At 73.2% G+C, this 12102-nt stretch carries 10 protein-coding genes; all 10 read left to right on the top strand.

Annotated elements, in window-relative coordinates; genetic code table 11:
* Positions 1–216 precede the first annotated feature (216 nt).
* On the top strand, positions 217–1452 hold the full coding sequence (gene mltG, locus ACFXOZ_RS40505; RefSeq protein WP_380532164.1) for an endolytic transglycosylase MltG: 1236 nt from the start codon (positions 217–219) through the stop codon (positions 1450–1452).
* A gap of 188 nt (positions 1453–1640) precedes the next feature.
* Positions 1641–3554 carry an endolytic transglycosylase MltG gene (gene mltG, locus ACFXOZ_RS40500; RefSeq protein ID WP_380595038.1) on the top strand — a complete coding sequence of 638 codons (1914 nt, stop codon included), beginning with the start codon at positions 1641–1643 and terminating at the stop codon, positions 3552–3554.
* Between the two features lie 51 nt (positions 3555–3605).
* Positions 3606–4436, top strand: a complete 831-nt coding sequence (locus ACFXOZ_RS40495; RefSeq protein WP_380532170.1) for a shikimate dehydrogenase — start codon at positions 3606–3608, stop codon at positions 4434–4436.
* Between the two features lie 179 nt (positions 4437–4615).
* Positions 4616–5800, top strand: a complete 1185-nt coding sequence (aroC, locus tag ACFXOZ_RS40490; protein ID WP_375889974.1) for a chorismate synthase — start codon at positions 4616–4618, stop codon at positions 5798–5800.
* Complete coding sequence (locus ACFXOZ_RS40485) at positions 5797–6318, top strand: shikimate kinase (RefSeq protein ID WP_380532174.1); 522 nt, start codon at positions 5797–5799, stop codon at positions 6316–6318. Before aroC ends, ACFXOZ_RS40485 begins: the two co-directional genes overlap by 4 nt.
* A complete protein-coding gene (gene aroB, locus ACFXOZ_RS40480) occupies positions 6311–7402 on the top strand; it encodes a 3-dehydroquinate synthase (protein WP_375889972.1) in 1092 nt (363 codons plus the stop codon). The genes ACFXOZ_RS40485 and aroB overlap by 8 nt, the downstream gene beginning before the upstream one ends.
* Before the next feature lie 8 nt (positions 7403–7410).
* Positions 7411–7839 (top strand): type II 3-dehydroquinate dehydratase, encoded by a 429-nt coding sequence (gene aroQ / locus ACFXOZ_RS40475; RefSeq protein WP_375890060.1) that lies wholly within the window; start codon positions 7411–7413, stop codon positions 7837–7839.
* A gap of 301 nt (positions 7840–8140) precedes the next feature.
* A complete protein-coding gene (locus ACFXOZ_RS40470; RefSeq protein ID WP_380595036.1) occupies positions 8141–9058 on the top strand; it encodes an AAA family ATPase in 918 nt (305 codons plus the stop codon).
* A gap of 78 nt (positions 9059–9136) precedes the next feature.
* Positions 9137–9946 (top strand): Fpg/Nei family DNA glycosylase, encoded by an 810-nt coding sequence (locus ACFXOZ_RS40465; protein WP_375889969.1) that lies wholly within the window; start codon positions 9137–9139, stop codon positions 9944–9946.
* A 70-nt stretch (positions 9947–10016) separates the two neighbouring features.
* Complete coding sequence (locus tag ACFXOZ_RS40460) at positions 10017–12011, top strand: AAA family ATPase (protein WP_380595034.1); 1995 nt, start codon at positions 10017–10019, stop codon at positions 12009–12011.
* Positions 12012–12102: the final 91 nt, after the last annotated feature.

Here is a 12102-nt window from a genome sequence, read left to right as displayed (position 1 = left end):
ACTACCACCCCACATACAACAACAGACCACACCTACGCCTGGTGGGTGCATTTATTTGACTACTACCCCCCGCCCCCCCGGGGCCGCCCCGGCTCCACCCCCGCCCCCCACCCCTCTTTCGTTCGTTTCCGTGTCCGTTTCGGATCGATCTGCATCGATTCGCGTCGGCTCGGAGCGATTCTCAGCGATTCGGGACCGCCGAGGGGACCGCGAGCCATGACCGACCAGGACTTCCACCCGGGGCTCACCCCGGGACACCTGGGTGCGCCGGTGCTGGAGCCGGAGGGCCGTCCTCCGGGTGCGCCCCGGCCGCGCTCCGATGCGCCGGATCCGCACCGACGGCGTAACGGACTGGCCTGCGGACTCACCGCCTTCGCCCTGGTCGCCGTCTTCGGCGGGATCGGGCTCACCGGCTACACCTGGTTCCAGCACCAGCGCAAACCCGCGGCGGCCGCCGACTACGCGGGGCAGGGCAGCGGCAGCGTCCAGGTCTCGGTGCCGGAGGGCGCGGGCCTGTCCCAGATCGCCTCCGCGCTGGTCCGCAACGGGGTGGTGGCGAGTTCGCTCGCCTTCACCCGGGCGGCGAAGGGCAGCGCGGCCGCCGCCGGGCGGATCCAGCCCGGCACGTACACCTTGAAGCAGAAGATGTCGGCCGCCGCCGCGCTGTCCGTCCTGATCGACCCGGCCAACGCCAACGGCCTCACCATTCCCGAGGGGTGGCGCGGCTACCAGATCTTCGCGGCGATCGACAAGAAGCTCAACCTCCCCGCGGGCACCACCCAGAAGGCCGCCCAGGACCAGGGCGCCGAACTCGGCCTCCCGGACTTCGCCAAGGGCAGCCCCGAGGGCTACCTGTTCCCGGCCACCTACGCCGTCACCGACGGGACCACCGCGCTGGACCTGTTGAAGCAGATGGTCGAGCGGGCGGGCAAGGAGTTCAGCCGGGACGACGCCAACGTCGTCGCGCAGAACCTCGGGCAGAGCCTGTACGGGCTGGTCACCGTCGCCAGCATGGTCCAGGGCGAGGCCGACAACACCGAGGACATGGGCAAGGTGGCCCGGGTCATCTACAACCGGCTGGCCAAGGGGATGCCGCTCCAGCTGGACTCCACCATCAACTACGCCCTCGGCCGCTCGACCCTGAACACCACGGTCACCGACACCAGGCTGGACTCCCCGTACAACACCTACCTGCACCCGGGCCTGCCGCCGTCGCCGATCTCCAACCCGGGCCGGCAGGCGATCATGGCGGCGCTGGACCCGACGCCGGGGGACTGGGTCTACTTCGTGACCGTGAAGCCCGGGGACACCCGCTTCACCGACAGCTTCGAGGTGCAGCAGAAGAACGTCGCCGAGTTCAACGCCGCCCGGGCGGCCAAGCCGAGCGCCCCGGACTCGCCCGCTCCGAACGCCGCCGCCACCCCCTCGACACCGGGCGCCGCCACCCCTTGACGGCCCCGTACGCCGAGCGTGAGGTCGCTCACTGACAGTGCGTCCGCCCGGGCGGGGGTACGGCTGCGGTACGGTAACGTCTCCTCCCAGGCGCTGCGCTAGCACGCCGGTTCGAGAATCAGCCGGGACCGCGTCGTCCCGGACGGCCGGTCCGATCCTCCGGTCGTCACCGTCGGTTAAGGGGATCAATGACCGATCTGGGTGGGGGCTACGGCCCCCAGGGCGAGCCGTGGCACCCCGGTGATCCCGGGTACGGCGGTCAGCAGCCGGTCCCCGGCCAGCAGGACGGCCAGTGGCAGCAGTACCCGCAGCAGGACCAGCACGGCCAGCAGCCGTACGGGGACGCGCAGCAGGGGTACCCGCAGCAGCAGATCCACAACGGCCACCCCCAGCAGATGATGCCGCCCCAGGGGTACCAGCAGCACGGCATGCCGCAGCAGGGGTACCCGCAGCAGCAGATGCCGCAGCAGGGCTTCGACCAGGGGTACCCGCAGCAGGGCATGGGCCAGCCCGGCATGGGTCAGCAGGGGCAGGTCTACCCGCAGCAGATGCAGCAGGGGATGCCCCAGCAGGGGTACGGGCAGCAGCAGATGCCGGTGCAGCAGCAGGGCATGCCGCAGCAGGTGCAGCAGGGGATGCAGCCGGGGATGCCCCAGCAGCAGGTCGGCATGCAGCAGGTCGGCATGCAGGAGGCCGGCATGCAGCAGGCGGGTGTGCAGCAGCCCGCTCCGCAGCAGGCCCGGCCGCGGCGCGCCCGCCCGGCCGTGGAGCCCGAGGCCGCCTCCGGTCCCGGCCCGGACGGCATCGACTGGGAGGCCGAGGCCGCTGCGCTGGAGTCCGGCGCCGATCCGGTCGGCGGCGCGCACGAACCCGCGGAGGGGGAGTGGGACGGCCGCGCCGCGGAGGAGCACCACGAGGGCGACCTCTACCTCGACGAGCACGCCGAGGCCGAGCAGAGCGGTTTCCTCGGTGAGCAGGACGACTCCCGCGAGGCGAAGAAGAAGCGCAAGGAGAGCGGCAAGAAGGCGGGCCGTCGCAACGGCGGCGCCTGCCTGGTGGTCGCCGTGGTGCTGCTGGGCCTGCTCGGCGGCGGGGGCTGGTGGGGCTACGGCTTCTACCAGGACCACTTCGGTCCGCCGCCGGACTTCACCGGCGAGGGCACCGGCTCCGTCCAGATCGAGGTCAAGCAGGGCGCGGTCGGCGGGCAGATCGGTGCCGCCCTCAAGGCCGCCGGTGTGGTCAAGAGCGTCGACGCCTTCACCAAGGCCTGTGACGCCGAGCCCAAGTGCACCACGATCCAGTACGGCTTCTACACCTTGAAGAAGGAGATGCCGGCCGCGGCCGCGGTCAAGGAACTGCTGGACCAGGCGGGCGGCGCGGCGATCGTGTTCCCGGAGGGCAAGAACTCCTCCGAGATCTACGCCACCATCGACAGCAAGTTGAAGCTCCAGAAGGGCACCACGGCGGGCGTCGCCAAGGCGCAGGTCAACGACCTCGGGCTGCCGGCGTACGCGAACGGCAACATCGAGGGCTTCCTCTGGCCGACCCGCTACAACATCGCCGACGGCATGAAGCCCGAGGACCTGCTCAAGCAGATGGTGAAGACCGCCACCGACAAGTACGCCAACCTCGACGGCCAGGCCTCCAAGGCGGGCCTCAAGAACGGCTACGAGGTGGTCATCGAGGCGAGCATCCTGCAGCGCGAGGGCAACAACCCGGGCGACTTCGCCAAGATGGCCAGGACCATCCAGAACCGGCTGGCCAGCGACGCCGTGCGCCACACGCTCGGCATGGACACCACGCTGCAGTACTCGCTGGGCCGCAAGGAGCTCACGTCGAAGGACATCAACGACGGGTCCAACAAGTTCAACACCTACATCAACCCGGGCCTGCCGCCGACGCCGATCTCCAACCCCGGTGACGAGGCGCTCAACGCGGTGCTCAACCCGGCGGACGGCAAGTGGCTGTACTTCATCGCGATGTCCCCGACCAACACCCTGTTCGCCGAGACGGACAAGGAGCACGCGGCCAACGTCGAGGCGTACTGCAAGGCGGCGGGCCAGGGCTTCGACAAGGTCGGCCTGCACTGCACCACGAAGTAGGCGGCACCACCGAGTAGCCGTCACCGAACCGTCGTTCACGGAGAGGCAGTGTTGACCAGCAAGCACCGGGCGGCCGTCCTCGGCTCGCCGATCGCCCACTCGCTCTCGCCCGACCTGCACCGGGCCGCCTTCGCGGCGCTCGGGCTGGACGGCTGGCGCTACGACCGCTTCGAGGTCGACGAGGCCGCCCTGCCCGGGTTCCTCGCCGGGCTGGACGAGGCCGAGTGGGCGGGGCTGTCGCTGACCATGCCGTTGAAGCGGGCGATCATCCCGCTGCTGGACGAGGTCAGCGCCACGGCCCGGGCGGTGGACGCGGTGAACACCGTGGTGTTCACCGCCGACGGGCGGCGCACCGGGGACAACACCGACGTCCCCGGCCTGGTCAACGCGCTGAGCGAGCGCGGCATCGCCGAGGTGTCCGCTGCTGCCGTGCTGGGGGCCGGGGCCACCGCCTCCTCGGCGCTGGCCGCGCTGGCCCAGGTCTGCACCGGCGAGGTGACGGTCTACGTGCGCAGCGCCGAGCGGGCCCGGGAGATGGCCGAGCTGGGCGAGCGGCTCGGCGTGGCGGTGCGGACCGAGGACTGGGAGCGCGGTGCGGAGGCGCTGGAGCGGCCGCTGACCGTCTCCACCACCCCGGTCGGGGCGACCGACGGCTTCGCCGCGGGGCTGCCCACGGACCCGGGGGCGCTGTTCGACGTGCTGTACCACCCGTGGCCGACGGCGCTGGCCGCCGCCTGCGCCGCGCGCGGGGCGACCGTCCTCGGCGGACTGGACCTGCTGGTCCACCAGGCGGTGCTGCAGAGCGAGGCCTTCACCGGGCGGGCGCCCGGGCCGCTGGCGGCGATGCGCGGGGCGGGGGAGCGGGCGCTGGCCGGGGGCTGAGCCCCCGGGCCGGACGTGCCGTCGCGCGCGGCCGAATCGTTTCGTGGAGTGACCGGTTGCCGTCCGTCACGCGGACTGTGCCCCCGGGGGCTGCCGGGTCATGAAAGGATTCGGACAGAAGGCACGCTCGGGCGGGCCCCGGCGGTGCCGTGGGCCGGCCCGCTGATGAAGGAGCTCCGTTGGGTACGTTGCGCTGGCTGACGGCGGGGGAGTCGCACGGCCCCGCACTCGTCGCGACGCTGGAAGGCCTGCCCGCCGGTGTACCGGTCACCACCGACGTGGTGGCCGACGCGCTGGCGCGCCGCCGGCTCGGTTACGGCCGCGGGGCGCGGATGAAGTTCGAACAGGACGAGGTGACCTTCCTCGGCGGCGTCCGGCACGGCCTGACCATGGGCAGCCCGGTCGCGATCATGGTCGGCAACACCGAGTGGCCGAAGTGGGAGCAGGTCATGTCGGCCGACCCGGTCGACCCCGAGGTGCTGGCGGGCCTGGCCCGCAACGAGGCGCTGACCCGCCCCCGGCCCGGCCACGCCGACCTGGCCGGCATGCAGAAGTACTCGATCGAGGAGGCCCGGCCGATCCTGGAGCGCGCCAGCGCCCGGGAGACGGCCGCGCGGGTCGCGCTGGGCGCGGTCGCCCGTGCGTACCTGCGCGAGGTGGCCGGGATCGAGATCGTCAGCCACGTGGTCGAGCTGGCCGCCGCCAAGGCGCCGGCCGGCGTGCTGCCGCTGCCCTCGGACGAGGCCCGGCTGGACGCCGACCCGGTGCGCTGCCTGGACGCGGACGCGTCGAAGGCGATGGTCGCCGAGATCGACCAGGCCCACAAGGACGGCGACACCCTCGGCGGCGTGGTCGAGGTGCTCGCGTACGGCGTGCCGGTGGGCCTCGGCTCGCACGTGCACTGGGACCGCCGGCTGGACGCGCGGCTGGCCGCCGCGCTGATGGGCATCCAGGCGATCAAGGGCGTCGAGGTCGGCGACGGCTTCGACCTGGCCCGGGTCCCCGGGTCGCAGGCGCACGACGAGATCGTCCCGACCCCCGAGGGCGTCAAGCGCACCTCCGGCCGCTCCGGCGGCACCGAGGGCGGCCTGTCCACCGGCGAGGTGCTGCGGGTGCGGGCCGCGATGAAGCCGATCGCGACCGTGCCGCGGGCGCTGCAGACCCTGGACGTGCGCACCGGTGAGCCGGCCAAGGCGCACCACCAGCGTTCGGACGTCTGCGCGGTGCCGGCCGCCGGCATCGTCGCCGAGGCGATGGTCGCGCTGGTGCTGGCGGACGCGGTGAACGAGAAGTTCGGGGGCGACAACGTCTCCGAGACCCGCCGCAACGTCCAGGGCTACCTCGACAACCTGATCATCCGATGACGAAGCCCGTCGTGGTGCTGGTCGGCCCGCCCGGCAGTGGCAAGTCCACCGTCGGGCGGGTCCTGGCCGAGCGCCTGGGCGTCGGCTTCCGGGACACCGACGCCGACATCGAGGCGCTGGCCGGCAAGCCCATCCCGGAGATCTTCATCGACGAGGGCGAGCCGCACTTCCGCGAGCTGGAGGTCCGCGCCGTGCGCGCGGCCGCCGAGGGACACGACGGGGTGCTGGCGCTCGGCGGCGGCGCGGTGATGGCCGAGGCCACCCGCGCGCTGCTGCGCGAGCTGCCGGTGGCCTTCCTGGAGGTCCCGCTGGGCGACGCGGTCAAGCGGGTCGGCCTGGACGCCCCGCGCCCGCTGCTGGCCGTCAACCCCCGGGCCCGCTGGCGCGAGCTGATGGAGGCCCGTCGCCCCCTCTACCTGGAGGTGGCCACCGCCGTCGTCGACACCGCCGACCGCACCCCCGAGCAGGTCGCGGACGCCGTACTGGAAGCACTGGAGCTGAACACCCCCCATGACTGACACCACCGTCAGGATTCACGTCGGCGGCAGCGCCGGCCACGACCCGTACGACGTGCTGATCGGGCACCAGCTGCTCGGCGAGCTGGCGCCGCTGATCGGGACCCGGGCCAAGCGGGTCGCGATCATCCACCCGGAGGCGCTGGCCGCCACCGCCGACGCTGTCCGCGAGGACCTGGCCGGCGAGGGGTACGAGGCGATCGCGCTCCAGGTGCCCAACGCCGAGGAGGCGAAGAGCGCCGAGGTCGCCGCGTACTGCTGGTCGGTGCTCGGCCAGACCGGCTTCACCCGCAGCGACGTCGTGGTCGGCCTCGGCGGCGGGGCCACCACCGACCTGGCCGGCTTCGTCGCGGCCACCTGGCTGCGCGGGGTGCGCTGGATCTCCATGCCCACCACGCTGCTCGGCATGGTCGACGCGGCCGTCGGCGGCAAGACCGGCATCAACATCGCCGAGGGCAAGAACATGGTCGGCGCCTTCCACCCGCCGGTGGGCGTGCTGGCCGACCTCGGCACCCTGGAGACCGTGCCCAAGCACGACTACGTCTCCGGCCTCGCCGAGGTCATCAAGTGCGGCTTCATCGCCGACCCGGCCATCCTCGACCTGATCGAGGCGGACCCGGAGGGCGCCAGGACGCCGGCCGGCCCGCACACCGTCGAGCTGATCCGCCGGGCCATCCAGGTCAAGGCCGACGTCGTCTCCGGGGACCTCAAGGAGTCCGGCCGGCGCGAGATCCTCAACTACGGCCACACCCTCGGCCATGCCATCGAGCGCAACGAGCGCTACAAGTGGCGGCACGGCGCGGCGATCTCCATCGGCATGGTCTTCGCCGCCGAACTCGGCCGCCTGGCGGGCCGGTTGGACGACGAGACGGCCGACCGCCACCGCACCGTGCTGGCCTCGGTCGGCCTGCCGCTGACGTACCGGGCGGACGCCTGGCCCAAGCTGCTGGACGCGATGAAGATCGACAAGAAGTCGCGCGGCGACCTGATCCGCTTCATCGTCCTGGACGGCCTCGGCAAGACCTCCGTGCTGGAGGGCCCCGACCCGTCGCTGCTGGTCGCCGCGTACGCGGAGGTCTCGGCGTGACCCGGGTGATGGTGCTCAACGGCCCCAACCTGGGCCGGCTGGGCAGCCGGGAGCCGGACGTCTACGGGGCCACCTCGTACGCTGGGCTGGTCGAGCGCTGCACCGCGCTGGGCAAGGAGTTCGGCTTCGAGGTCGAGGTGCACGAGACCAACTCCGAGCAGCAGATGGTGGAGTGGCTGCACGAGGCGGCCGACGGGCAGGTGCCCGTGGTGATCAACCCGGGCGCGTTCACCCACTACTCGTACGCGATGCGGGACGCCGCGGCGCAGCGCACCGCGCCGCTGATCGAGGTGCACATCTCCAACCCGTACGCGCGGGAGACCTTCCGGCACAACTCGGTGATCGCGGCGGTGGCCTCCGGCACCATCGCGGGTTTCGGGATCGGGTCGTACGAGCTGGCGCTGCGGGCGCTGGCGGAGCAGCTCGCCGCGCGCTGAGGAGCGGGGCGGCGGGGCCTTGGGGCGCGGGTTTCGGGTGCCGTCGACGGTCGCTGAACGGCTGTGACGGGAACCGACCGGATTCGACGCGAGTTGACCTTGTGACGGGCGCGAGTTGGCCGACGGTTGACCCGAGTTGACGCCGGTCGACCACGGGTCGACCACGGGTCGACCACGAGCCGACCTGGGCCGAAACCGCCCGTGGCCGGGCGAGCAGGGCGCGTTCGGCGGCCCGGCGGCGGACTGTGCCCGCTGCCGGGCCGCCGTGTAATGTCCCCGCTGAGAGGTGTCGGGAGGTGCCGTGACGCAGTACGCCGGAGGCGGGGAGGTCCCGCCACGTCCCGCCGCTCCGCCGGTGCCGCCGGTGGGCGGTGCGGGGGTGTCCCCGCCGGTCGTTCCGGCCCCGGTCGCCGCGCCCGCCGTCACGCCTTCGCCGCCTCCGTCGCCGCCGCCCGCCGCGGTGTCCGTCACGGTTCCGGCCCCCGTCCCGAACCCCGTGCCGGTGCCGGTGCCGAACCCGGTGGCGGCGCCGAACCCCGTGTCCGTCCCCGCCGCGGCACCGCCGCCCGTGCCCCTCCCGGCCGGCGGCACCGGGCACTTCGTGCTGCCCGCCGGCACGCCCGTCCAGCTCCCCGCCCACCCCTCGCAGCGCCACACGCCCGCCGGCCCCATCGCCGTCCTGCTGATCGGCCCGGCCGGGGCGGGCAAGACCACCGTCGCCCGGTACTGGGCCGAGCGCCGGGGCACCCCGACCGCGCACATCAGCCTGGACGACGTCCGCGAGTGGGTGCAGTCCGGCTTCGCCAACCCGCAGGCCGGCTGGAACAACGCCTCCGAGGCCCAGTACCGGCTGGCCCGCCGGACCTGCGGATTCGCCTGCCGCAACTACCTGGCCAACGGCATCTCCTGCATCATCGACGACGCCGTCTTCCCGGACCGCCCGGCGATCGGCCTCGGCGGCTGGAAGCGGCACATCGGCCCGGGCATGATCCCGGTGGTGCTGCTGCCCAGCCTGGACTCGGTGCTGCGCCGCAACGCCCGCCGCGGCGGCACCAGGCGGCTCGGTGACGAGGAGGTCGCGCGCATCCACGGGCGGATGGCCGGCTGGTACAACTCCGGACTGCCGATCATCGACAACTCGTACCTGGACGTCGCCGGTACGGCCGCCGAGCTGGACCGGGTCATCCTGGCCCGGCTGATGGGCATGCCGGTCCGCTGACCACGGGGTTCGGGCGCGGCCGGGGGCGGCTGAGATGATGGACGGGTCCTGCCAGAACCACCCGGGGAGCTGACGTCCGTGCCGGAAGGCCACATCATCCACCGCCTCGCCGGCCAGAACCGGAAGGCCTTCGGCGGCCGCCCGGTGCAGGTCTCCAGCCCGCAGGGCCGCTTCGCCGACGAGGCCAAGGCGCTCGACGGGCAGCTGCTCATCGGCGCGGAGGCCACCGGCAAGCACCTCTTCCTCGGCTTCGAGGAGAGCGGCTGGGTGCACATCCATCTCGGGCTCTACGGCGGCTTCACCTTCGGCACCGGCCCGGCGCCCGAGCCGGTGGGGCTGATCCGCCTGCGGCTGGCCAACGACGACGGCTACGCCGACCTGCGCGGCCCCAACACCTGCGCGCTGGTCACCGGGGCCGAGAAGGCCGCCGTCGCCGCCCGCCTCGGCCCCGACCCGCTGCGCGCCGACGCCGACCCGGAGGCCGCCTGGCGCCGGATATCGGGCAGCCGCACGACCGTCGCAGCGCTGCTGATGGACCAGAAGGTGCTGGCCGGGGTCGGCAACGTGTACCGCGCCGAGGTGCTGTTCCGCCACCACATCGCCCCGCACCGGGCCGGCCGCGACCTCACCCGCCGCGAGTGGGACGCGATCTGGGCCGACCTGGTCGACCTGATGCACCAGGGCGCCGCCGCCGGCCGGATCGACACCGTGCGCCCCGAACACACCCCCGAGGCGATGGGCCGCCCACCCCGGGTCGACGACCACGGCGGCGAGGTCTACGTCTACCGCCGCGCCGCGATGCCCTGCCTGGTCTGCGGCACGGAGGTGCGGACGGAGGCGCACGCGGCGCGCAACCTGTTCTGGTGCCCGACCTGCCAGGCGGCCTGAGGAGGATTCAGGCGCCAGGGACCACCCGACGCCGTAGGCTGGGCCCGGGCTGGTCGGAGGGAGCGCGCGGGTGGACGGCTACGAGGTGTCCAACAGCTTGTCGGGCACGGTGGTGCACGGCAACGTGGTCCAGGGCGGGAACGTCACGGTCCAGCTGCCCCCGAAGCACCGAGTCCCGTACCAGGTCAGGCCGCCGCGGAAGAGCTTCGTCAACCGGGAGCGCGAACTCGCCGCGCTCACCGCCGCTTCGGGCGAGGCCGAGCGGGGCGGACCGGCCATCGTGGTGTTCACCGGCCTGGGCGGCGTCGGCAAGACCGAGCTGGTGGCCAAGTTCGCGATGGAGCAGGCGGAGCGCTTCCCGGGGGGTGTGCTCTACGCGGATCTCAAGGCCTACCGGCACCGCTCGGCGGTGGATCTGGCCGGGGTGCTGGAGGGCTTCCTCCGCGCTCTCGGAGTCCGCCCGCCGGACGCGGAGGCGGAGCGCTTCGGGGAGTTCCGGACGGTGACCGCCGAGCAGCGCTGCCTGGTCCTCCTGGACAACGCCGAGCACGCCGCCGAGGTGCGCGCCCTGCTGCCCTCCAGCGGGATGGTGGTGGTGGCGAGTCGGCGGCGGCTGGACGCGTTGCGGATGGACGGTGCCGAGGTGCGGCAGCTGGACCGCCTGGGCGCGACGGCCGCGGCCGCGCTGGTGCGGGGCTGGCTGAGCGCCGAGCGCGGCACCGACGACGAGGTGGCGGCGCTGGTGGAGCGTTGCGACGGGCTGCCGATCGCGCTGAACGCGGTCGGCAGCCAGCTGCTGCGCCGGGGCCGGCTGTCGGTGGGTCAGGTGATCGCCGAACTGTCGCACCAGGAGGGCAGGTTGGCGGTGCTGGACAACGACGAGGGGAACCTGCGGGGAACGTACGACCCGGTGTACGAGCGGCTCTCGCCGCAGGGGCGGGCGCTCTACCACCTGATCGGTGTGCACCCGGGCCCGTTCGTGTCGGCCGAACTGGCGGCCGCGGTGGGCATCGAACGGGCGGAGGACGCCCTGGACGAGCTGTGTGCCGTCCACCTCCTGGACGTGGTCGTCGACCAGGGGGTGGACGACCGCTTCCAGGTCCACGAGGTGGTGCGCACCCACGCCTACCTCTGCGCCCGTGAACTGCCCGACCGCACCGAGCTGTTGGCGCGGGCGGTGGCGTACTACCGGGGCAGGGCGTCGGTGGCCGACCGGGCGACCGGGCCGCGGCTCCGGTTGCAGGACCCGACCGGCGACGCCCTGCCCGGCTTCCGGTCCGGAGCGGACGCGCTGGAGTGGCTGCACGCGGAACGGGCGAACCTGCGAGCGGTGGTGAAGGCCGCGGCCGACCAGCAGTGGCACGACGAGGCGTGGTGGCTGTGCGAGTCGCTGTGGCCGCTCTACCACGGTCGGAAGCTCTACGAGGACTGGATCGCCACCCACCGGACCGGCATCGAGTCGGCCCGGTGGGCCAACAACCCGGACGCGGTGGTCCGGATGCACAACCAGTTGGCCCGGGCGCATTACGAGCGCCAGGACTTCCGGCTCGCCGCCGAGCAGTTGGCGCTCGCCACCGAGCAGGTGCCGCTGGTGGCCAACCGCCAGGTGGTGGGCGTGCTGTACGAGACGGACGGCCTGCTGTGCCTGGCCGACGGCCGGCCCGGTGACGCCGTCGAGCGGTTCACGCTGGCGCTGGAGGAGAACCGGGGCGATGCCCACGGCGAGATCGTGCAGAGCTACAACCTGGCGCAGGCCCTGATCGCCGACGGCCGCCCGGAGGAGGCGCTGGCCGTGCTCGCGGAGGCCGGTGCCCGGGCCGTGGACACGGACGACCGGGACATGCTGATGAAGCTGCCGCTGGTCCGCGCCCGGGCCCACCGCGCGCTCGGCCGGCTCGACCTGGCCGTCGCGGACGCGGGCGACTGCGTGCGGCGGGCCGAGGAACGCAAGGCGTACCCGAAGGAGGCCCAGGCGCACACCCTGCTGCTCGCCCTCGCCGAGGAACTGGACGACCCGGAGTTGGCGGCGCGGAGCCGGGCCCGGCTGCGGGAGCTGGCCGGTTAGGGCCTGTCCGGCGGATCTTGCCAGGCGCGCGACGCCGGGCATCCCGCCTGGACGCACGCCCGAATCGCCCAAGTACGTCCAGTACGAGGCC

The sequence above is a fragment of the Kitasatospora sp. NPDC059160 genome (assembly GCF_042755465.1).
Classification (GTDB): Bacteria; Actinomycetota; Actinomycetes; order Streptomycetales; family Streptomycetaceae; genus Kitasatospora.
This window is presented reverse-complemented; position numbering and strand designations above follow the sequence as displayed.

Excerpts from the sequence above, each read along its gene's own strand:
- aroB (WP_375889972.1), top strand. The coding sequence starts at position 6,311 with ATGACTGACACCACCGTCAGGATTCACGTCGGCGGCAGCGCCGGCCAC.
- mltG (WP_380532164.1), top strand. The coding sequence starts at position 217 with ATGACCGACCAGGACTTCCACCCGGGGCTCACCCCGGGACACCTGGGT.
- aroQ (WP_375890060.1), top strand. The coding sequence starts at position 7,411 with ATGGTGCTCAACGGCCCCAACCTGGGCCGGCTGGGCAGCCGGGAGCCG.
- mltG (WP_380595038.1), top strand. The coding sequence starts at position 1,641 with ATGACCGATCTGGGTGGGGGCTACGGCCCCCAGGGCGAGCCGTGGCAC.
- ACFXOZ_RS40485 (WP_380532174.1), top strand. The coding sequence starts at position 5,797 with ATGACGAAGCCCGTCGTGGTGCTGGTCGGCCCGCCCGGCAGTGGCAAG.